Source organism: Micromonospora sp. CPCC 205558, from assembly GCF_036902955.1.
Taxonomy (GTDB): Bacteria; Actinomycetota; Actinomycetes; order Mycobacteriales; family Micromonosporaceae; genus Micromonospora.
In genome coordinates, this window is the sequence record NZ_JBAKHR010000030.1 from 62,967 (window position 1) to 83,862 (window position 20,896).

At 70.5% G+C, this 20,896-nt stretch carries 18 protein-coding genes; 14 read left to right on the forward strand and 4 right to left on the reverse strand.

What is annotated here, in order from left to right; translation table 11 throughout:
- Positions 1-49: 49 nt before the first annotated feature.
- Both V6U86_RS27365 and V6U86_RS27370 read right to left on the reverse strand, forming a co-directional pair.
- Positions 50-2,011: a HAMP domain-containing sensor histidine kinase gene (locus V6U86_RS27365; protein ID WP_334508085.1), complete on the reverse strand. Its 1,962-nt coding sequence runs from the start codon at positions 2,009-2,011 to the stop codon at positions 50-52.
- On the reverse strand, positions 2,001-2,696 hold the full coding sequence (locus V6U86_RS27370) for a response regulator transcription factor (RefSeq protein WP_334508087.1): 696 nt from the start codon (positions 2,694-2,696) through the stop codon (positions 2,001-2,003). The genes V6U86_RS27365 and V6U86_RS27370 overlap by 11 nt, the downstream gene beginning before the upstream one ends.
- A 112-nt stretch (positions 2,697-2,808) precedes the next feature.
- Here V6U86_RS27370 and V6U86_RS27375 point away from each other — a divergent pair, with 112 nt between their 5' ends.
- Genes V6U86_RS27375 through V6U86_RS27390 form a run of 4 tightly spaced genes read left to right on the forward strand, consistent with a single transcriptional unit; the run spans position 2,809 to position 6,437 of the window.
- Positions 2,809-3,420, forward strand: a complete 612-nt coding sequence (locus tag V6U86_RS27375; RefSeq protein ID WP_334508089.1) for a hypothetical protein — start codon at positions 2,809-2,811, stop codon at positions 3,418-3,420.
- A complete protein-coding gene (locus V6U86_RS27380) occupies positions 3,407-4,540 on the forward strand; it encodes a peptidoglycan-binding domain-containing protein (protein WP_334508091.1) in 1,134 nt (377 codons plus the stop codon). Before V6U86_RS27375 ends, V6U86_RS27380 begins: the two co-directional genes overlap by 14 nt.
- Positions 4,540-5,229 (forward strand): ABC transporter ATP-binding protein, encoded by a 690-nt coding sequence (locus tag V6U86_RS27385; RefSeq protein WP_442935015.1) that lies wholly within the window; start codon positions 4,540-4,542, stop codon positions 5,227-5,229. Before V6U86_RS27380 ends, V6U86_RS27385 begins: the two co-directional genes overlap by 1 nt.
- Entirely contained in the window at positions 5,226-6,437 is a 1,212-nt protein-coding gene (locus V6U86_RS27390; RefSeq protein WP_334508095.1) for an ABC transporter permease, read from the forward strand. The genes V6U86_RS27385 and V6U86_RS27390 overlap by 4 nt, the downstream gene beginning before the upstream one ends.
- A gap of 94 nt (positions 6,438-6,531) precedes the next feature.
- Here V6U86_RS27390 and V6U86_RS27395 read toward each other — a convergent pair whose 3' ends face one another.
- Entirely contained in the window at positions 6,532-7,401 is an 870-nt protein-coding gene (locus tag V6U86_RS27395; RefSeq protein WP_334508098.1) for a YhjD/YihY/BrkB family envelope integrity protein, read from the reverse strand.
- Between the two features lie 51 nt (positions 7,402-7,452).
- On the opposite strand from V6U86_RS27395, the gene V6U86_RS27400 reads away from it, so the two are divergent.
- The 8 genes from V6U86_RS27400 to ispG all read left to right on the forward strand — a co-directional run bounded on the left by V6U86_RS27400 (position 7,453) and on the right by ispG (position 17,618).
- On the forward strand, positions 7,453-8,004 hold the full coding sequence (locus tag V6U86_RS27400; RefSeq protein ID WP_334508100.1) for a GNAT family N-acetyltransferase: 552 nt from the start codon (positions 7,453-7,455) through the stop codon (positions 8,002-8,004).
- A gap of 454 nt (positions 8,005-8,458) precedes the next feature.
- Positions 8,459-12,151, forward strand: a complete 3,693-nt coding sequence (locus tag V6U86_RS27405; RefSeq protein ID WP_334508102.1) for a CARDB domain-containing protein — start codon at positions 8,459-8,461, stop codon at positions 12,149-12,151.
- A 283-nt stretch (positions 12,152-12,434) separates the two neighbouring features.
- Positions 12,435-12,626, forward strand: a complete 192-nt coding sequence (locus V6U86_RS27410) for a DUF397 domain-containing protein (protein ID WP_334508104.1) — start codon at positions 12,435-12,437, stop codon at positions 12,624-12,626.
- Positions 12,627-12,663: 37 nt separating this feature from the next.
- On the forward strand, positions 12,664-13,122 hold the full coding sequence (locus V6U86_RS27415) for a hypothetical protein (RefSeq protein ID WP_334508106.1): 459 nt from the start codon (positions 12,664-12,666) through the stop codon (positions 13,120-13,122).
- A 164-nt stretch (positions 13,123-13,286) separates the two neighbouring features.
- On the forward strand, positions 13,287-13,931 hold the full coding sequence (locus tag V6U86_RS27420) for a Uma2 family endonuclease (RefSeq protein WP_334508108.1): 645 nt from the start codon (positions 13,287-13,289) through the stop codon (positions 13,929-13,931).
- 43 nt (positions 13,932-13,974) lie between these two features.
- A complete protein-coding gene (gene dxr / locus V6U86_RS27425; RefSeq protein WP_334508110.1) occupies positions 13,975-15,186 on the forward strand; it encodes a 1-deoxy-D-xylulose-5-phosphate reductoisomerase in 1,212 nt (403 codons plus the stop codon).
- On the forward strand, positions 15,186-16,436 hold the full coding sequence (locus tag V6U86_RS27430; protein ID WP_334508112.1) for a M50 family metallopeptidase: 1,251 nt from the start codon (positions 15,186-15,188) through the stop codon (positions 16,434-16,436). The genes dxr and V6U86_RS27430 overlap by 1 nt, the downstream gene beginning before the upstream one ends.
- 9 nt (positions 16,437-16,445) lie before the next feature.
- Positions 16,446-17,618, forward strand: coding sequence for a flavodoxin-dependent (E)-4-hydroxy-3-methylbut-2-enyl-diphosphate synthase (gene ispG, locus V6U86_RS27435; RefSeq protein WP_130408231.1), 1,173 nt, complete (start codon positions 16,446-16,448; stop codon positions 17,616-17,618).
- Positions 17,619-17,700: 82 nt separating this feature from the next.
- On the opposite strand, the gene V6U86_RS27440 is transcribed toward ispG, so the two are convergent.
- Positions 17,701-18,294 (reverse strand): PadR family transcriptional regulator, encoded by a 594-nt coding sequence (locus V6U86_RS27440; protein WP_334508117.1) that lies wholly within the window; start codon positions 18,292-18,294, stop codon positions 17,701-17,703.
- Between the two features lie 112 nt (positions 18,295-18,406).
- Here V6U86_RS27440 and V6U86_RS27445 point away from each other — a divergent pair, with 112 nt between their 5' ends.
- Positions 18,407-19,660 carry an MFS transporter gene (locus tag V6U86_RS27445; RefSeq protein ID WP_334508119.1) on the forward strand — a complete coding sequence of 418 codons (1,254 nt, stop codon included), beginning with the start codon at positions 18,407-18,409 and terminating at the stop codon, positions 19,658-19,660.
- 5 nt (positions 19,661-19,665) lie between these two features.
- Positions 19,666-20,505, forward strand: coding sequence for a GNAT family N-acetyltransferase (locus tag V6U86_RS27450; RefSeq protein WP_334508121.1), 840 nt, complete (start codon positions 19,666-19,668; stop codon positions 20,503-20,505).
- Positions 20,506-20,896 lie beyond the last annotated feature (391 nt).

The following is a 20,896-nucleotide window of genomic DNA, read 5'->3' on the forward strand; positions in this document are numbered from 1 at the left end:
AACCCCTACCACCCACCCCACCCCACCTCACCTCCCGGTGATCATGAAGTTATTGCCACGACACGCCGCGTCGAGTGGCAATAACTTCATGATCAACCGTGCTGGGGCTGGGGCTGGGGCTGGGGCTGGGGCTGGGGCCGTGCTGGGGGAGGGGAGGGGGGAGGCGAGGGTAGGGGGCTGGAGGTAGGTGGAGGGTGAAGGTGGAGCCTTGGGTGGGGGTGCTGGTGGCGGTGACGGTGCCGCCGTGGGCCTCGGTGAGCTTGCGCACGATGGCGAGGCCCAGGCCGCTGCCGCCGGTCTGCCGGCTGCGGGACTTCTCGGCCCGCCAGAAACGGTCGAAGACGCGGGGCAGATCCTCGGCGCTGATCCCGCTGCCGGTGTCGCTCACGGAGACGATGACCTCGGCGTCGGTCGCGCTGGCGCTGATCGTCACGCGCCCGCCCGACGGGGTGTGTCGTACCGCGTTGGCGACCAGGTTGCCGATCGCCTGGCGCAGCCGCACCGGGTCGGCGTCCACCTGCGGGTCGGCTTCGGTGCGTACCGTGACGGTGACGCCGACCCGGTCGGCCTGGGCCCGGTGCGCCTCCGCGACCTGGGCGAGCAGGTCGGTGAGGTAGACCTGTTCGCGGTGCAGCCGTAGCGCGCCGGCGTCGGCCTCGGCCAGGTCCTGCAGGTCGGCGATCACGTGTTGGAGCAGGGTCGCCTCCTCCAGCAACGAGGAGAGCAGCCGACGGTCCGGATCAGCGACACCGTCCTCGACCGCTTCGAGCCAGCCCCTGATGTTGCTCACCGGCGTACGCATCTCGTGCGCGATGTCGCTGACCATGGCCCGGCGCAGCTGCTCCAGCCGCTCACGCCGTTCGGCCATGTCGTTGAAGACCTCGGCCAATCGGGCGATCTCGTCGCGGCCGGTCACCCGGACCCGGGCGGAGCCGTCGCCGTCGCGCATCCGCTGCGCCGCCCCGGTCAGGGCGTGCAGCGGGCGGGTCAGCCGGATGCCGGCGAGGACGGTGAAGCCGATCGTCACCAGCAGGACGAGACCGGCGACCGCGACGATCCGGGTCTGGTTGGCGGGGGAGAGGTCGAAGGTGCGCGAGGGGCGACCGCCCGGGTCGCTGACGAAGAGGGTCGCGGCCGGGGCGACGTACGGCAGGAGTTGTTCGCGTCGGCTGGTGCCGAGGCAGGCGTTGATCGCCCGGTTGTGCTCCTGGTCGACGCCGGCCGCGGGCCGTGAGTCGGGTGCGCTGGCCGCCGGCTGCCTCGTCCAGGTCCAGTTCAGATCCACCTGCACGGCGGGCAGGCGTCGCCGGGCCAGGCAGGTGTTCACCAGGGCGTTGAGCTGGGCGAGCGCCTTGCCTTCGGTGGCCGTACGGGCTGCCAGGGCCGCTCTCGACTGGGCGCAGATGGCGCTGTCGGTGAGGTCGGTGCCGGGGGTGTCGATCCGTGGGCGGCCGGTGGGCCCGTCCACGACGGTGGCGTCGATCTGCGCTTGACGGTGCAGACACTGGACCGCCTCGGCCGCCCTGCCGTGCAGCGCCGCACGCTCCTCAGGCGGGAGCAGGTACGGCCCGGTGGTGCGCGGGTCGATGCGGCTGGCGCCGCCGTCGGAGCTGCTCGGCGGGGCGGTGCCGGCCATCACTGCGGTGTTGACGGCGAGCGCGTCGACTGTCGCGGACGACGTCGTCGGCAGCGGACCCGCGCCGGGTGCCGAGTCCGCGATCGGCGCACCGGTGTCGGTGGTCAGGGCGATCCGGCGGTCGACGTCCCGCGCGAGCGGCCGAAGGGCCTCGTCGACCCCGTCCCAGTTCGGGTGGGTCGCCGCGTACGCGAGCAGGGTGTCGTAGATGCGGGCGTCATCGGCGAGCGCCTGCCCCTGCTCCTGTCGGATCGCTCCGGTGGTGGTGCGGACGGCCAGCCACGCGGTCGCCGCGATCGAGCCGATGGCGATGAGGACGGCCAGCGCCAGCAGCCGGAGCAGCAGGCTGCGACGCAGCGGAACCTCACTCGACACGGGGTGACTCTTCGACCAACTTGTATCCAATGCCGTACACGGTCACCAGCCGGGCCGGCTTGCGCGGGTTCGGCTCGATCTTGCGGCGCAGGTTCATGACGTGTACGTCGACGGTTCGGTTGGTGATGTACCTGTCGAACCCGTGCAGGTGGCCCAGGAGTTGGTCGCGGGTGAACGCCCGGGCCGGCTGGGTGGCCATCGCCTGAAGCAGTTGGAACTCGCCGGGCGTGCAGTCGACGAGACGTCCGTCGCTGCGCACCTCGTGGCGCACCGGGTCGACGTGCACGGCGCCGACCCGCAGCACCGGGTCCGCCTGCGTCCGCTTGCCCCGGCGCAGCAGGCTGCGGGCGCGGGCGACCAGCTCACGCGGACTGTACGGCTTGGTCATGAAGTCGTCGGCGCCCAGGTCGAGGCCGAGCAGCAGGTCGTCCTCGGTCGACCGGGCGGTCAGCATGAGCACCGGCAGATCGGACTCCCGGCGCAGGACGCGACAGACGTCCAGGCCGTCGACCTTCGGCATCATCACGTCGAGGATCAGCAGGGCCGGGGGTCGCCGACGGATCTGTTCCAGCGCGGCCCGTCCGTCGCCCACCACCACCACCTCGTGCCCCTCGCGTTCCAGATAGCGACGCGCCAACTCCGCCTGCTTCTGGTCGTCCTCGGCCACCAGCACGTACGCACACACGGCAGCGACTGTACGTGGCGCGGACCGGCTCCGACACGCCGCTGAGCTGGGGCTATCGGATGACGACCGGTTCCTGACAGGTCTCTGACACCAGGGCGTGAAGCTCCACGCCATGACCAACTCAACCCATCGGCTCGCGGCCGGGATCGCCGCGGTCACCCTGCTCGCCGTCGCCCTCACCGGCTGCGGTGGTGGCGCGTCCAGCGCCGACGAGAGCACCGCCAGCGGTGACGTCGCGTCCCTCGTCACCGCGTCCGCCTCGGCGAGCGCGACCTCCGCCGGGGGTGCCGCCAACGGACGGCCGCAGCTCCGCCTGGACACGACGGACGAGGAGGAGCAGCAGCTCTGGCAGACGTATCAGATCTGCCTGCATGAGCACGGTGTGAAGCTGAACACCGGTCAGGCGCCCGGAGCGACGGGGGACGGCGCCGGCCTGTCGCTCGACCCGAGCGGGGAGCCGAAGGCGGCGTACGTGGCGTGCGCCAACAAGCTGCCGCTCCAGCCGCCGGAGCTGGACCGGGAGAAGAACCCGAACTTCGCGAGCCAGTGGAACGACTACGTCCAGTGCCTGCGCGGGCGCGGCCTGAAGGTCCACTCGCTGCCGGACAACTCCGGCTGGACCTACGACGACGGCGTCGCCGACCCCACCAACGGACTTGACGAGGCCGCCCAGGCCAAGGCCGACAGGGACTGCACCAAGGAGGAATTCGGTGCCAAGAAGTAAGCCGGTCGACGAGCATGCCCGGCGGACGACCCGGCGTACGGCGATCGTGGTGGCGGCGGTGACCCTGGTCGTCGCCGTCGGTGCCGGCGTCGGGGTGCTGGCCTTGCGGCGTCACCCCGGCGGTGACGTCGCGAGCGCCCCACCGCCGGTGACGACGACGAAGGTGACCCGGGCCGACCTGTCGGACACTCGCTCGGTCGGTGGGGTGCTCGGCTTCGGCCCGGAGCGGCTGGTGAAGGGCGCCGGGGAGGGCGTCGTCACCAGGCTGCCGAAGGTGGGCGACACGGTGACCCGGGGCAAGCCGCTCTACTGGGTCAACGATCGGCCGGTGCCGGTGCTGTTCGGCGGGGTGCCGCTCTTTCGCACGCTCGACAAGCCAGGTCTGGTGGGCAGCGACGTACGGATTGTTTCGGACAACCTGAAGGCGCTGGGCTACCGGGTCGGGTCGCAGCCGTCCCGGGGCAAGGACGGCACGAAGGTGCCCGCCGGCCAGGCGGTGCTCACCGAGGCCCTGGTCGCCGCGATCAAGAAGTGGCAGAAGGACCTCGGCCTGGAATCCACCGGGATGATCGCGGTCGGGCAGGTCACTGTGTTGACCGGGCCGGTCCGGGTCAGCACCGTGACGGCTCTCCCCGGTGATCCGGTCGCCGGTGAGCTGCTGGCCGTCACCGAGAAGGTGAAGCTGGTCTCCGTGCCGGTCGCGGCCACCGACGTGGGCACCATCGCGGTGGGCGGAAACGCGGCCATCGTGCTGCCCGACGGCTCCGAGATCACGGCCAAGGTCGCTTCGATCTCGCGCACGGTGCGCGGCGGCGGTTCGGCCGGCGGAGCAGCTCAGAACGGCCCACCGACCGTCGACGTCCTCGTCGCGCCGGTCCGGGCCGCCGACGTGGCGAAGCTGGACGCGGCCGCAGTCCAGGTCCGGTTCACCACCGCCGTCCACAAGGACGTGCTCGCGGTGCCGGTCGGCGCGCTGGTGGCGCTCCGCGAGGGCGGGCATGCGCTGCAACTGCCCGACGGCGACCTGGTGGCCGTGCAGACCGGGATGTTCGCCCGGGGCCTGGTCGAGATCAGCGGCACCGGCGTGACCGAGGGGCTCGACGTGGTGACGGCATCGTGATCGGCGAGCCGGTGCTGGCCGTCGAGGGGGTGAGCAGGACGTATCCCGGCGGGGTGACCGCACTGGACGACGTCTCACTGACCGTGCGCGCTGGCGAGATGCTGGCCATCGTGGGGCCATCCGGGTCCGGCAAGTCCACGCTGCTGAACATCATGGGCACCCTCGACCTGCCGACCAGCGGTCGCCTGCGCATCGCCGGTCAGGAGGTCACCGCACTCTCCGACCGTCGGCTCTCCGCGCTGCGGGGTCGCTGGCTCGGCTTCGTCTTCCAGCAGTTCCACCTCTCCGACGGGTTGGACGCCGCCGAGAACGTCGCCACCGGCCTGCTCTACGCCGGGGTGCCCCGCCGCCGTCGCCGCCGCACCGCGATCGAGGCGTTGGCCCGGGTCGGTCTGGCACACCGGGTCGACCACCGGCCGCACCAGCTCTCCGGCGGGGAGCGGCAGCGCGTGGCGATCGCCCGCGCACTTGTCAACGAGCCGGCGCTGGTGCTGGCCGACGAGCCGACCGGTGCCCTCGACACCGTCAACGGCGAGGCGGTCCTGGCGCTGCTCATGGACCTGAACGCGGAAGGGACCACCATCGCCGTGATCACCCACGACCGCGATCTCGCCACCCGTACGCCTCGTCAGGTGGAGATCCGCGACGGCCGGATCGTCGCCGACACCGTTGCCGGGGGTGGGGCATGAGCGCGTCACCGGGTGACACCCGGTCGACCCGGCTCGCCCCGACCGACGTACTCCGGCTGGGTCTGCTCGGGCTGACCACGCGCCGGATGCGGGCGGTCCTCTCCGCTCTGGGCATCTCCATCGGCATCGCCACGTTGGTCGTCGTGGTGGGCATCCCGGCGTCCAGCCAGCGCGACCTGATGAACCAGCTCTCCGCCCTCGGCACCAACCTGCTGCGCGCCGAGCCGGTACCGGATCAGAATCCGCCCGCGCTCCTGCACGAGGACGCCGCCGCCATGGCGTCGCGGATCGGGCCGGTCGAGATGGCGAGCGCGGTTGCGAACACCCACACCGCGGTGCGCCGCAACGACCTGCTGGACAGGTACGACACGTCCGGGCTCAGTGTGCTCGCCGCCCGGCCGGGCCTGCTGGAGACGGTCAACGGGCGGATGCACAGCGGTCGGGCCCTGGACGCCGGGACGGCGGGGTTGCCGACCGTGGTCCTCGGCTACGTCGCGGCGGGTCGGCTCGGCTTCGCCACGGTGGACCCCCAGCAGCCGCCTCAGGTCTTCATCGGTGAGCGCTGGTTCACCGTGATCGGCATCCTGGAGCCGCTGCCGCTCTCCCCGGATCTCGACCGCTCGGTGCTGGTCGGGTGGGATGCCGCCAAGGCCATGCTCGGCTTCGACGGTCATCCCACGGTCCTCTACCTGCGGGCCAGGGAGGACGCGTTGGAGGACGTCCGTGCCGTGCTGCCGGCCACCCTCAATCCGCAGTTGCCCGGGTTGGTCCAGGTCAGCCGCCCCTCCGACGCGCTCGCCGCGAAACAGGCCACGGAGAACAGTTTCTCGGGGCTGTTCCTCGGCCTGGCGGCGGTGGCTCTGCTGGTCGGCGGGATCGGCGTGGCCAACACGATGGTCATCTCGGTGCTGGAGCGCCGTCGGGAGATCGGCCTGCGCCGGGCGCTCGGCGCGAACCGCGGTCAGATCAGGGTGCAGTTCCTCACCGAGTCGGTGCTGCTCAGCGTGCTCGGAGGCGCGGCCGGGGCGGCCCTCGGGGTGCTCGCGACGGTCGGCTACGCCAGCTACCAGGGCTGGCCTCCCACGATCCCGCTGACCGCCGTGGCCGGCGGGATCGCCGGCGCGCTCCTGGTCGGCGTGGTCGCTGGCGTCTACCCGTCGATCCGAGCCGCCCGCCTGACCCCCACCGAAGCCCTCTCCGCCCCCTAACCGCCCGCCGCCCCGCCCCGCCCTCCGCCCAGCCCTCCGTTGATCATGAAGTTATTGCCACGACACGCCGCAGCGGACGGCAATAACTTCATGATCAACCGGGGTGAGGCGGGGGTGGGGCCGGGGTCCGGGGGCGGGGGTGGGGGGTGGTGCGCCAGTGGGAGAGGGCCAGGGTGGCCGAGTAGCCGGCCAGGACGATCACGTGGAACAGGTAGAGCCAGAGGAGTACCGCCACGCCCGCGCCGATCTCGTCGAAGCCGCCGAACGGCACTCCCAGGTCCAGCGGGAGCGAGGCGAAGAGCACGAAGCCGTGCATGAAGCCGGAAAGGTTCGCTGCGGTGAACGACCCGATCCCGAGGGTGGAGAGCCAGTCCGGTGAGGCCGGACCGACGACCCGGAACACCCACATCAGCACCGGCGTGAGCACCAGCCAGACCCCCAGGAACGACAGCACCACGCCGAGCGCACCGAGCCAACCGCCCTGGCGTACGAGGTGGGTGGTGAGCGGGAGGGCCAGCAGGATCGACAGCAGCAGCGCGGGGGCCGGCGCGAGCAGTGGCAGCAGCAGGAGCCGGCCCCGCCAGCCGACCAGGTGCTCGTCGGAGCGGGGCGCGGCCACCGAGACGAACGCCCGGCGCAGGCCCTCGCCGTACAGCGAGGCGGGCAGCAGGGAGGCCAGCGCGAGCAGCGGGGTCAACTCCACCCCGGCGTCGACGAGCGCGTCCACCGCCCGGGGCGCGCCGATCGCGGTGGGCAGGGCCTCCACGGCGTACGAGGTGAGCCGGCGTACCCGGTCGGCTCCGGCCACCAGCGCGGTGAGCCAGATCGCCAGCAGCGCGACCGGCACCACGGCGATCGCCCCGTAGAAGGTGATCGCGGCGGCGTGCAGCGACAGGTCCCGTCCGCGCACCGGACGGAACGCGGCACTGGTGATTCGTTTCGTGCGTTGCCATCCGCTGCCCATCGGGTCCTCCTTCCCTGTCGTCGGTGCCGTCACTCCTTAAGATCGCCGGTCATGACTGTTCTCACCACCGAACGCCTGATCCTGCGTGACTGGACGGACGATCCGGGCGACCTGGCGCGGATCTACGACATCTATTCCCGCCCGGAGATCACCCGCTGGTTGGGAGCGGCGCCGGGCCTGCCGATGACCGACCCGGCGCAGGCGGTCGAGCGGCTGCGCAGTTGGCAGGACCGGCACGCGGCCGACGGCGGCCGGTACGGCACCTGGGCGGTCGAGGTACGCGAGACCGGCAAGGTGGTGGGCACGGTGCTGCTCAAACCGCTGCCGGGGCGGGACGAGGCGGTGCGTACCGAGGACATCGAGACGGGCTGGCACCTGCACCCGGATTCGTGGGGTCACGGCTACGCCACCGAGGCCGCTCGTGCGCTCTTGGCGCGGGAGTTCGCCGCCGGCGCCCGGGAGATCTACGCGGTCGTGTCGCCGGGCAACGAGCCGTCGATGGCGGTGTGTCGGCGACTGGGCATGGCGCACGTGGGTCAGCGCACCGACTGGTACGGCGGGGAGCTGTTGGAGACGTTCGTCCTGGCGGCACCGACCGCCTGACCCACGCCGGTGCGCGCCCAGGCCCGCGGGGGTGCCGGCGGCGAGCCCTGCCCACCGATGAACGTGATGCCGGTGAGTCATCAATATGACTCACCGGCATCACTCTCTTGTGCCGACGACCGCCCCGCCCCCGCCCGGCCCGGCCTCGCCTCGCGTGACCGCGACAGCCGGTAGGGCGCGCATGGCCATAAATAGTCATGGTGGTCGAAGTGTTGACGCTTCCCGTAGCGCGTCAGTAACCTTTGGGCAAAGTTCCGCAAGATTTTGACAAAGGCATGCACGGTTCCTGGCATGTTATCGGAAGATTCAACGGGCCTCGGAGAGGCCCGTTGACGGTCGTACCCCTCGATCTCTCTCGACACCCGGCCCTTGCGCGTCGGCCGGCGCTGCACCGCCGCACCCCCACCCGTGGTCACGCCACCGCGGCAACCGTCCCCCGACGACAAGGACAGTGATGAGACGAACGAATCTGTTCAGGATGGTGGCGGCCACGGCCGCCGCCGCGCTGATCGCCACGGCCGGGGCGACCGCCGTCGCGAACCCCGCCGCGGCCGCCCGCCCCGCCGACACCGCAGCCGCACCGAGCACCGGCTTCGCCCCGGCGGCCACCAACCTCGCGCAGGGCCGTCCCACCCAGGAGAGCGGCCACGCCGACGTCTACGACTCGTCGAAGGTCGTCGACGGCAACGCGGGCAGCTACTGGGAGAGCGTCAACAACGCGTTCCCGCAGTGGGTGCAGGTCGACCTCGGCTCGTCGCAGAGCGTCAACCAGGTCGTGCTGAAACTGCCGACCGCCGGTTGGGGGAGCCGGACGCAGACGTTGAGCGTGCGCGGCAGCACCAACGGCTCGTCCTTCACCGATCTGGTCGGGTCGCAGACCTACACCTTCGACCCGGCGAGCGGCAGCACCGTCACCATCAACGTCAGCCCGACCTCCACCCGCTACGTCCGGATCACCATCACCGCCAACAGCGGCTGGCCGGCCGGGCAGCTCTCCGAGCTGGAGGTGTACGGCAGCGGCGACACCACCGGGGACACCACCGCGCCGAGCGTCCCGGGGACGCTGTCGCACAGCACGTCGGGCAGCACGATCACGCTGAACTGGGGAGCCTCCACCGACTCCGGTGGCAGCGGGCTCGCCGGCTACAACGTCTACCGGGGCGGCACCCTGATCGCGACGCTGGGCACCGTCCTGACCTATCAGGACACCCAGCCGGCCACAGCCACCGTCTCCTACTACGTCCGGGCCCGTGACGGCGCCGGCAACCTCTCCGGCAACAGCAACACCGTCACGCGGACCGGCAGCAACCCGCCCGCCTGCACCAACGTGGCGCAGGGCAAGAGCATGACGGCGAGCGGCTCCACCTTCACCTTCACCCCGGAGAAGGCGAACGACGGGCAGCTCGGCACCTACTGGGAGGGCGCGGCGAGTTACCCGCAGAACCTGACCGTGGCGCTGGGCGCGAACCACGCCATCTCCGGTGTCACAGTGAAGCTCAACCCGGACCCGGCCTGGGGCACCCGTACCCAGACCATCCAGGTCCTCGGTCGCGACCAGGCGTCGTCGGCGTACACCAGCCTGGTGTCGGCGGCGACCTACCAGTTCGTGCAGGGCGCCAACGTGGTGACCATCCCGGTCAGCGCGACCACAGCCGACGTGCAGTTGCGGTTCACTGGCAACACCGGTGCCCCGTCCGGCCAGGTCGCCGAGCTTGAGGTGTGCGGTACGCCGGCACCCAACCCGGACCTGGTCGTCAGCGCGGTCACCTGGTCGCCCACGTCGCCGAGCGAGGTCTCCCCGGTCACGCTCTCCGCCGTGGTGCAGAACATCGGCTCGGCGTCCGCCGGTGCGACGACTGTGAACTTCACCCTGGCTGGCGCGGTCGTCGGCAGCGCCCCGGTGGGCGCGCTGGCCGCAGGCGCCTCGACCACCGTCTCGTTCAACGCCGGTACCCGGCCGATGGGCAGCTACGCCGTCTCGGCGGTGGTCGACCCGGCGAACACGATCGTGGAGCAGAACAACGGCAACAACAGCCTCACGGCCGCGTCGCCACTGGTGGTGGCACAGGCCCCGGGCCCCGACCTCCAGGTGCTCGGCATCGCCTCGAACCCGCCGAACCCGGCCGTCGGGGCGTCCGTCACCTTCACCGTGACGCTCCGCAACCGGGGCACCGCCGCGACCGGCGCGACCACTGTCACCCGACTGGTGGCGGGCAGCACCACGCTCAACACCAACACCGCCTCCATCGCCGCCGGCGCGACTGTCACCGTGGCCGTCAACGGCAGTTGGACCGCCACCAGTGGCGGTGCGACCCTCACCGCCACCGCCGACGCCACAAACGTGGTCACCGAGACCAACGAGACCAACAACGCGTTCAGCCAGTCGATCGTGGTCGGTCGGGGTGCGGCCGTCCCGTACGTCTCCTACGAGGCGGAGGCTGGTCGTTACCAGGGGACGCTGTTGGAGGCCGACCCGCTGCGCACCTTCGGGCACACCAACTTCGCCAGCGAGTCATCCGGCCGCAAGTCGGTACGGCTCACCAGCACCGGCCAGTTCGTCGAGTTCACCTCGGCCAACCAGGCCAACGCCATCGTGGTGCGCAACTCCATCCCGGACGCGCCCGGTGGCGGTGGCATCGAGGCGACAATCAGCCTCTACGTCAACGACGTCTTCTCCCGGAAGCTGACGCTGTCGTCGAAGCACAGCTGGCTCTACGGCAACACCGACGGGCCGGAGGCGCTGACCAACACCCCGCAGGCCGACGCCCGACGGCTCTTCGACGAGTCGAACGCGCTGCTGGGCCAGTCGTACCCTGCGGGCACCCGCTTCAAGTTGCAGCGCGACTCGGGTGACACCGCCGCCTTCTACGTCATCGACATGATCGACCTGGAGCAGGTGGCACCGGCGGCGAGCCAGCCGGCCGGCTGCACCTCGATCACGTCGTACGGCGCGGTCCCAAACGACGGGCTCGACGACACCGCCGCCATCCAACGGGCGGTGACCGACGACCAGAACGGCGTGATCAGCTGCGTCTGGATCCCGGCCGGGCAGTGGCGGCAGGAGCAGAAGATCCTGACCGACGACCCGCTGAACCGGGGTACGCACAACCAGGTCGGCATCAGCAACGTCACCATCCGGGGCGCCGGCATGTGGCATTCGCAGCTCTACACGCTGACCGAGCCGCAGAACGTGGTGGGTGGCATCAACCACCCGCACGAGGGCAACTTCGGCTTCGACATCGACAAGAACACCCAGATCTCCGACATCGCCATCTTCGGCTCCGGCCGGATCCGGGGCGGTGACGGCAACGCCGAGGGCGGCGTCGGTCTGAACGGTCGGTTCGGCACCGGCACGAAGATCAGCAACGTCTGGATCGAGCACGCCAACGTGGGTGTCTGGGTGGGTCGCGACTACGACAACATCCCCGACCTGTGGGGGCCGGCCGACGGGTTGGAGTTCAGCGGCATGCGGATCCGCAACACGTACGCCGACGGCATCAACTTCAGCAACGGCACGCGCAACTCGCGGGTGTTCAACTCGTCGTTCCGCACGACGGGTGACGATGCGCTCGCGGTCTGGGCCAACCCGTACGTGAAGGACCGTAACGTCGACATCGCCCACGACAACCACTTCGTCAACAACACCATCCAGCTGCCCTGGCGGGCCAACGGCATCGCCATCTACGGCGGCTACGACAACTCGATCGAGAACAACCTGATCTACGACACGGCGAACTACCCGGGCATCATGCTGGCGACCGACCACGACCCGCTGCCGTTCTCCGGCACGACGCTGATCGCCAACAACGGGCTCTACCGCACCGGCGGGGCCTTCTGGAACGAGGACCAGGAGTTCGGCGCCATCACGATCTTCCCGGCCACTCGGGACATCGTCGGCGTCACCATCCGGGACACCGACATCATCGACTCCACGTACGACGGCATCCAGTTCAAGAACGGTGGCGGCAACATACCGAACCTCGCCATCACCAACGTGCGGATCGACAAGTCCAACAACGGTGCCGGCATCCTCGCGATGAGCGGCGCGCGCGGCAACGCCAACCTGACGAACGTGACAATCACCAACTCGGCCGACGGCAACATCGTCATCCAGCCGGGCTCGCAGTTCGTCATCAACGGCGGCTAACCCTCCGGTCGTCGCTTGATCAACACGGTTTCGGTGAAGTCGGGGTGTCCGCGGACTGCGGACACCCCGACTTCCATGAAGCCGAGTCGATCCCCGCCGCGCCGGGTCCGTCGTGGTCGTCGCGGCGTTGGCAGCGTCCCGCGCCGTCGATCCTGGCGTCACAGAACACTCGGGTACGCAGAAACGGCGCGTTCTCCTCGCTGAGCTGGTCTCGCCGACGTCGACGACGGCGAGGTGGCCGAGCCCCGCGATCTGATCGCGGTCATAGCGAAGGAGGCGACCGATGATGCGTGACGGAGTCTGGCGCACGTCGACCCGATCAGGCGGCGAGGGCGACTGCGTCGAGGTGGCGGGGTTCGCCGAGACGGTCGGCGTACACGACAGCAAGGACCGGCGCGGACCCGTGCTGACCTTCACCACCTCGGCCTGGACGGCCTTCGTCACCTTCACGGCGGTGAGCCGGTCCGTGCGATGATCAAGGTCGGCTCACCGGCGAAAGGTTGACAATCAGGATGGGTGTCATCACGACAGGGCTCTGCCTCGCCGTACCCGCTCTGTTCATGCTCTGGTTGTGGGGCCGACCTCTGCTCACCGGCCGCTGGAAGACTCCGGGCTGGTTCGTCGCGACGGCCGCGCTGTCGATCGTCGCCACCGCCCTCACCTGGTTTGTCGGGGCGTTCGCGGGTTCCTCCATGAGCTCGGAGGAGTCCTGCCGACAGGCTGGCGTCGCCTACGACAGTGCCTACCGCGCGGTCCACTGGCGTGAGTCGTCGCGATGGTTCCCCCTCCATGATCGATGCAACGCCACCCATGACCTGGTGCCCGCCTGGGTCAACCCGGCCCTGGTGCTGCTGTCCCTGCTGGCCGTCCTCTGCATCGGCGCGGCCGTCTGGTTGGCCGTCGTGCGGCACCGGACGACGACGAGTCGGGTGCCGGCCCGCAGATCTTGGACACTTTCCGTTCGGCCGTGACTATTCGGCCGTGACGGAAACTGTCCAAGATCTGCACGCGCCACCTGTGAAGGCCGCGGCGCACTCATCTCGGACCGACGGACCCGGTGTGCGATGACGCTCTTCTGGGGCTGCGGTGGCTAGGCTGACCTGAGCAGAATGTCCCGCTGAGGGGGTGAGCCCGGATGGCTCAGGCCGCGTTCGAGCCGAAGCCGGCGCCGCAGCACACCGAGCCGTCGTTCGACGTGCTGCGGTGGCACGACGAGCCGTGGACCGCGCAGCTCGCCCTCGACCTGTTGCCGGAGACCAACGGCCCCAAGGTTGAGGTTCTGAGCGGAAGCGTGATCGTGACACCACATGCAGGGTATGACCATCAGGACGCGGAACTGGATCTCGCCTATCTCCTCAAGCAGGCGGCCCGTCGGGCGAAGCTGTGGCTCTATCTTGAGACGAACATCGTCTCTGGCCAGGATCTCGTCATTCCGGACATCGTCATTCTCGACGCTCCGGGCGGCGGTCGAACGACGATGGACATCGGGCACGCCGTGCTTCTCGGGGAGATCGTCTCGCCCGGAAACCGGCGCAAGGACATCATCGACCGGCCGCGTGAGTACGCCGCAGCCGGTGTGCCCTTCTTCCTCCGGGTCGACCTGCGCAATCGGGTGCCCACCATCGCGTTGTACGAGTTGACCGAGGGGGAGTACCGCCCGGTGGCCGCCGCTGCGGCCGGGACGCGCTTCGTGATGCGGGAGCCGTTCGAGTTCTCCATCGATCCGGACGACCTGCTCGGCGAGGAGGCGCTGCCGGAGGCACCGGACGGCGACGCCTGAGGCTCCCAGCGGGCGTACAGCCCGGGTGGGGAAGAATGGCCGGGTGACTTCCCCCCGCGACCTCGTTCTGCTCGGGTCCACCGGCTCGATCGGCACCCAGGCCATCGACATCGTGCGACGCAACCCGGACCGGTTCCGGGTGGTCGCCGTGGGTGCGGGCGGCGGCAACGTCGAGCTGCTCGCCGCGCAGGCCCTCGAACTGGGCGTCGAGGTGGTCGGGGTGGCCAAGGCCTCCGCCGCGCAGGACCTGCAACTCGCGTTCTACGCCGAGGCGAGCCGGCGCGGGTGGGCCACCGGTGACTTCAAGCTTCCCAAGATCGTGGCCGGCCCGGACGCCATGACCGAGCTGGCCCAGTGGCCGTGCGACATCGTGCTCAACGGGGTGGTCGGCTCGCTGGGCCTCGCTCCTACGCTGGCCGCGCTGCGCGGTGGTCGTATCCTCGCGTTGGCCAACAAGGAGTCCCTTGTCGCCGGCGGCCCACTGGTCAAGGCCGCGGTGATGCGGCCGGGGCAGATCGTGCCGGTCGACTCGGAGCATTCGGCGCTGGCCCAGTGCCTGCGGTCCGGGACGCGCGGTGAGGTGCGGCGGTTGGTCGTGACCGCCAGCGGCGGGCCGTTCCGGGGTCGACGGCGCGACGAGTTGACGCAGGTCACACCCGAGCAGGCGCTCGCGCACCCGACGTGGAACATGGGGCCGGTTGTCACGATCAACTCGGCGACGATGGTCAACAAGGCGCTTGAGGTGATCGAGGCGCACGAGTTGTTCGACGTGCCCTACGCCGACATCACCGTGATGGTGCACCCGCAGTCGGTGATCCACTCGATGGTCGAGTTCGTCGACGGGTCGACGATCGCCCAGGCCAGCCCACCGGACATGCGGCTGCCGATCGCGCTCGGCATGGGCTGGCCGGACCGGGTGCCCGAGGCCGCCACCGCCGTCGACTGGACGGCCGCGCACACCTGGGAGTTCGCGCCGCTCGACGACGAGGCGTTCCCGGCCGTCGCCCTGGCCAAGGCCGCCGGGGAGGCCGGGCGGTGCCGGCCGGCGATCTACAACGCGGCGAACGAGGAGTGCGTGGCCGCGTTCGTGGCGGGCCGGCTGCCGTTCCTCGGCATCGTCGACACCCTCGAACGCGTGTTGGAGGAGGCTCCGGACTTCGACGAACCAGGTACCGTCGAGGACGTGCTCGCGGCCGAGTCGTGGGCACGCGCGCACGCGCAGGAGATCATCGCGGGTTCGGTGGAAGGAGCTTGATGTCGTACCTGCTCGGGGTGGTCCTCTTCGCCCTGGCCATTCTCATCTCGGTGAGCCTGCACGAGGCGGGTCACCTGCTGACCGCCAAGGCGTTCGGGATGAAGGTCACCAAGTACTTCGTCGGTTTCGGCCCCACCATCTGGTCGTTCCAGCGGGGTGAGACGGAGTACGGCCTCAAGGGCATCCCCCTCGGCGGCTTCTGCAAGATCGTCGGGATGACGCCACAGGACGACGACGTCGAACCGGGCGACGAGTCGCGCGTGATGTGGCGCTACCCGGTGTGGAAGCGGACGATCGTGATGGCCGCCGGGTCGATCACGCACTTCGCGCTCGCCCTGGTCACGATCTGGATCCTGGCCGTCTCCGCCGGCCTGCCCAACCCGGACTTCCCGACCACCGACGCGCAGGCGCGCCAGGAGCCCGCTGTCATCCGGCTCAGTGAGTGCGTGGTGCCGGAGAACTCGCTGCGAGCGTGCACCCCCGCCGACGCGGCCAGCCCGGCCGCCCAGGCGCAGTTGAAGAACGGTGACCGGATCACCTCGGTCAACGGCACCCCGATCAACTCCTACGGCGACCTGCTCACCACGCTGCGCACGCTCAAGCCGGGGGAGACCGCGCAGATCGCGTACGTCCGCGACGGGCAGCCGGGCACCGCCAGCACGGTGCTCGCGCAGACCCAGCGCCCGCCGCTGGACGACCCGAACGGTGCCGCCGCGCCGGTGGCCGCGCTCGGCGTCGGGCTCGTCCCCAGCACTCCCACCCGCGTGACGTACGGCCCGGTCGGCGCCTTCGGCGCCACCGCCGACTTCACCGGTCAGCTGGCCGTCGGCACCGCCCAGGCGCTTCAGCGCCTCCCGCAGAAGGTCCCCGCCCTGTGGACCGCCCTCACCGGCGGCGAACGGGACGTCGACACCCCGATCAGCGTGGTCGGCGCCAGCCGGCTCGGTGGCGAGGCCGTGGAGAACAACGCCTGGCTGGTCTTCTTCATGCTCTTCGTGTCGCTGAACTTCTTCATCGGCGTGTTCAACCTGCTGCCGCTGCTCCCGGTGGACGGCGGCCACATCGCCATCGCCTGGTTCGAACGGGCCCGCTCCTGGGTCTATGCGCGGATCGGCCGGACCGACCCCGGCCGGGTGGACTACCTCAAACTGATGCCCTTCACGTACGCGGTGATCCTGATCGGTGGCGCGTTCACGCTGCTGACCATCGCCGCAGACGTCGTCAACCCGATCACGCTCTTCTCAAGGTGAGTGCCTGAAGTGACAGCTATCAGTCTCGGTATGCCCGCCGTGCCGCCCCCGCCGCTCGCTCCCCGTCGGGCCAGCCGCCAGATCATGGTCGGTTCGGTGCCGGTCGGTGGCGGTGCGCCGGTGTCGGTGCAGTCGATGACCACGACCCTCACCTCCGATGTCAACGCGACCCTCCAGCAGATCGCCGAGCTGACCGCGTCCGGCTGCCAGATCGTCCGGGTGGCGGTGCCGTCCCAGGACGACGTCGAGGCGCTGCCCGCCATTGCCAAGAAGTCGCAGATCCCGGTGATCGCCGACATCCACTTCCAGCCCAAGTACGTCTTCGCGGCGATCGACGCCGGCTGCGCGGCCGTCCGGGTCAACCCGGGCAACATCCGCCAGTTCGACGACAAGGTCAAGGAGATCGCCCGTGCCGCCGGGGACGCGGGGGTGCCGATCCGGATCGGCGTCAACGCGGGCTCACTGGACAAGCGGCTGCTGTCGAAGTACGGCAAGGCCACCGCCGAGGCGCTCGTCGAGTCGGCGCTGTGGGAGTGCTCGCTCTTCGAGGAGCACGGCTTCCGGGACATCAAGATCTCGGTCAAGCACAACGACCCGGTCGTGATGATCCGGGCGTACCGGCAGCTCGCCGAGCAGTGCGACTACCCGCTGCACCTCGGCGTGACCGAGGCCGGGCCGGCGTTCCAGGGCACCATCAAGTCGGCTGTCGCCTTCGGTGCGCTGCTGGCCGAGGGGATCGGCGACACGATCCGGGTGTCGCTGTCCGCCCCGCCGGTGGAAGAGATCAAGGTCGGCAACCAGATCCTGGAGTCGCTCGGCCTGCGCGAGCGGGGCCTGGAGATCGTTTCGTGCCCGTCCTGCGGGCGGGCCCAGGTGGACGTCTACAAGCTCGCCGAAGAGGTCACCGCCGGCCTGGAAGGGCTGCCGGTGCCGCTGCGCGTCGCCGTCATGGGCTGTGTGGTCAACGGTCCGGGCGAGGCCCGGGAAGCCGACCTCGGCGTCGCCTCCGGCAATGGCAAGGGCCAGATCTTCGTCAAGGGGCAGGTCGTCAAGACGGTGCCCGAGGCGCAGATCGTCGAGACGCTGATCGAGGAGGCGCTGCGGATCGCCGACGAGATGGGCGCCGAACTCCCCGAGGAACTGCGCGGGCTGGTCACCGGCCCAACCGTCACCGTGCACTGATTTTCCGTTTGGAAAAAGCGGCCGTTCCCCGCCCGGGGAACGGCCGCATTTTCGTCTGTGGTCTTGTGGCGTTGGGCTGGCGTCACTCGGATTCGGCGAGGATCGCGTACAGCTTGCGTCGGGTTTCGTCGAGCACCTGGGCGGCCCGCTCGCGCTGGTCGTCGGTGCCGTGCATCATCACCTGGCGCAGGGCGTTCATCGCCTGCGCGCCGGAGTCGCGGATGTCGTGCCAGCTGGTCACCGTGCCCTGGGCGACGTCCGCCCACGGGGGGGTCTGCGCGGCCTCGGTGGCCTCCGCCTGACCGGCCTCGGTGACCGTGAACCGCTTCCGCCCGCCACCGGACTCCTCGGTGCTGGCGACGATGACACCCTCGTCCTCCAGCAGTTGGAGGGTGGGGTAGATCGAGCCCGGGCTCGGCCGCCACGCACCGCCGGTGCGGGAGTCGATCTCCTGAATCATCTCGTAGCCGTGCATCGGCCGCTCCGTGAGCAGGGCCAGCACGGAGGCTCGGACGTTGGGGCGTCGACCCCGACCCCGTCCACGGCCCCGGCCGCCCCAGGGGCCGCCGTGTCCGTGCTCGTGGCCATGGCCGTGCGGACCGGGCGGGACCGGCGGGAAGCCGAACCCACGCATCCGGGCCTCGTGCATCGCGTGGTGCTGTCGGTGGAACCTCATCGGGTTCTTCCTCTCCTAGGACTATCGCTGATGCATCAACGATATATCGGCAATGCATCGTCGACAACCCTTGGTTAGTAAACCGTACGTACGTCTTGTTAGAGTGCCGATCATGCGCCTGCTTCCTCCGCCGGGTCCGTCCCGGGTCCTCACCCTCGGCACCCTGGTCAAGACCGTCGGGCGGGGCCTCTGGCTCGTCGCCAGCGCGCTCTTCCTCACCCGCTCGGTTGGCCTGTCGGCGACCCAGGTGGGCATCGGGCTCACCATCTCGGCCCTGGTCGGGGTGCTGGCCAGCACCCCGAGCGGCTACCTTGCCGATCGCGTCGGCCCACGCGGTGTGCAGGTCGGTGCCCTCTTCGTCGCCGGCACCCTGACCATCGGCCTGGTCGCCGTCCGGTCGTTCCCCACGTTCGTGCTGGTGGGAGCCGCCACCGCGCTCGCCGACGCGGTCGAGCGCGGTGCCCGCGGCGCGCTGATCGCCGGAGCGATCCCGGCCGACCAGCGGGTCCGCACCCGCGCCTATCTGCGGGCCACCACCAACGTCGGAATCTCCGTCGGCGCCGTCCTCGGCGGCTTCGCCATCGCCGCCGACACCCGAACCGGGTACGTCGCGCTGATCCTGGCCGCCGCAGCGGCGTCACTGGCCGCTGCGGTCGTCTTCCTCCGACTGCCCACCGTCGCCCCGGTCGCCGCCCCGGCGCAGGGGCCTCGGCTGGTCGCCCTACGGGATCGCCCGTTCCTCGCCTTCACCCTGGTCGACGGCCTGATGTCGATGCACTTCAGCCTGCTCACCATCGCCCTGCCGCTGTGGATCGCCGGTCACACCCAGGCCCCCGCCTGGATGATCTCCGCGTTGACGTTGGTCAACACCGTGCTGGTGGTGCTCCTGCAGGTACGCGCCGCGCGTACCGCAGCCACCCTGCCCGGAGCCGCCCGCGCCGCCCGTCGAGCGGGCGTGGCCATCGCGCTGGCCTGCGTACTCTTCGCCGTCAGCGGCGCGCTGCCCACCGCCGGCGCGGTGGGCCTGCTCGGCCTCGGGGCGGTCGCGCACGTCACCGGGGAACTGTGGCACTCCGCCGCCGGCTGGGGGATCTCCTTCGGGCTGGCGCCGGCCGACGCCCAGGGGCAGTACCAGGGCACCTACGGTATGGGCTACGAACTGGGCAAGATGCTCGCGCCGGTGGTGGTGACCACCCTCGCACTCGGCTGGGGCGTACCGGGCTGGCTCGTACTCGGTGCCCTGTTTCTCCTGCTCGGGGCCCTGGTGCCCCCGGTCGTCAGGTGGGCCGGGCGGACCCGGCCTTGCGGAGCCGGTGCCGGCCTTGTCACTCGACCGGCGGAGCAGGGGGTCGATCTGGCAGGCTGATAGTCGTGCTGACGGTGCCGGTACGCCAACTGGGGGAATCGGAGCGCCGCGCGGTCGAGCGACTGCTCGACCATGACCCGTTCGCGGGCGCGCAGGTCGCCGAGCGGATCGCCGCGCGCGGGCTCTCCTGGTGGCGGGCCGAAGGCAGAATCCTGGGGTACGGGGCACGCCGCAACCTCGAATCACTCTGCTGGCTCGGCGGCAACCTGACCCCGGTGCTGGCGAGCGATGCCGCGGTGGACGCCTTCGCCGACCTGCTCGCCGGCGAGGAACGGCTCTGCTCCTCCATCGTCGGTCGGGCCGATGCCGTCCTCGGGCTGTGGGACCGGCTCTCCGACACCTGGGGGCCAGCGCGAGACGTCCGCCCCAACCAGCCGCTGCTGGTCACCGACACGCTGCCACCCGTACCGGCCGATCCGGAGGTACGCCAGGTTCGCTCCGGCGAGGTCGACCGGCTCTTCCCGGCGGCAGTGGCCATGTACACCGAAGAGGTCGGGGTCTCCCCACTGGCCGAGGACGCCGGACGCAGCTACCGCCGGCGGGTCAACGACCTGGTCCGGACCGGTCGCGCGTACGCCCGCATCGTCGACGGCAAGGTCGTGTTCAAGGCCGAGTTGGCCGTGGTGACCAAGCGGACGGCACAGATCCAGGGCGTCTGGGTAGCACCGGAATGGCGAGGCCGGGGGATCGCCACCGCCGCCATGGCAGCCGTGGTGCGTGACGCGCTGCTGCGGGTCGCCCCCACCGTCAGCCTGTACGTCAACGATTTCAACCTCCCGGCACGCCGCGTCTACGAGCGCTGCGGCTTCCAGCCGGTCGGCACCCTGGCCACCGTCCTCTTCTGACCGCTGCGGGTCGGCCGCAGGTGGTCTTTCCCTGTAGATCTTGGACACTTTCCGTCCTGCGTGAACGGAAAGTGTCCAAGATCTACAAACGAATACCGCTTGGCGACGCTGTCGGCGCCGGCGCCGGCGTCGGTGTGCCGGTGTGCCGGCGTGCCGGCGTCCCGGTGTGCCGGCGTCCCGGTGTGCCGGCGTTCCGGCGTCCCGGCGTTCCGGTGTGCCGGTGTGCCGGTGTGCCGGCGTTTCGGTGGCCGGCGTCCCGGTGTGCCGGCGTTTTGGTGGTCGGCGTCGGGCGTCTGGGACCAGGTGGTCGGTTCGGCGTCGCCGGGGTGGTCGGGCGGGGGAGTGGTTGGCTCTGGATCAGGCGGTGGCTCGGTCGGCCTGGGCTCCTGGC

Bases quoted from the DNA above. Each gene is read 5' to 3' on its own strand.
- V6U86_RS27390 (WP_334508095.1), top strand. From the start codon at position 5,226: ATGAGCGCGTCACCGGGTGACACCCGGTCGACCCGGCTCGCCCCGACC.
- V6U86_RS27410 (WP_334508104.1), top strand. From the start codon at position 12,435: ATGATGCGTGACGGAGTCTGGCGCACGTCGACCCGATCAGGCGGCGAG.
- V6U86_RS27395 (WP_334508098.1), bottom strand. From the start codon at position 7,401: ATGGGCAGCGGATGGCAACGCACGAAACGAATCACCAGTGCCGCGTTC.
- V6U86_RS27440 (WP_334508117.1), bottom strand. From the start codon at position 18,294: ATGAGGTTCCACCGACAGCACCACGCGATGCACGAGGCCCGGATGCGT.
- V6U86_RS27420 (WP_334508108.1), top strand. From the start codon at position 13,287: ATGGCTCAGGCCGCGTTCGAGCCGAAGCCGGCGCCGCAGCACACCGAG.
- V6U86_RS27400 (WP_334508100.1), top strand. From the start codon at position 7,453: ATGACTGTTCTCACCACCGAACGCCTGATCCTGCGTGACTGGACGGAC.
- V6U86_RS27415 (WP_334508106.1), top strand. From the start codon at position 12,664: ATGGGTGTCATCACGACAGGGCTCTGCCTCGCCGTACCCGCTCTGTTC.
- V6U86_RS27405 (WP_334508102.1), top strand. From the start codon at position 8,459: ATGAGACGAACGAATCTGTTCAGGATGGTGGCGGCCACGGCCGCCGCC.
- V6U86_RS27430 (WP_334508112.1), top strand. From the start codon at position 15,186: ATGTCGTACCTGCTCGGGGTGGTCCTCTTCGCCCTGGCCATTCTCATC.
- V6U86_RS27375 (WP_334508089.1), top strand. From the start codon at position 2,809: ATGACCAACTCAACCCATCGGCTCGCGGCCGGGATCGCCGCGGTCACC.
- V6U86_RS27445 (WP_334508119.1), top strand. From the start codon at position 18,407: ATGCGCCTGCTTCCTCCGCCGGGTCCGTCCCGGGTCCTCACCCTCGGC.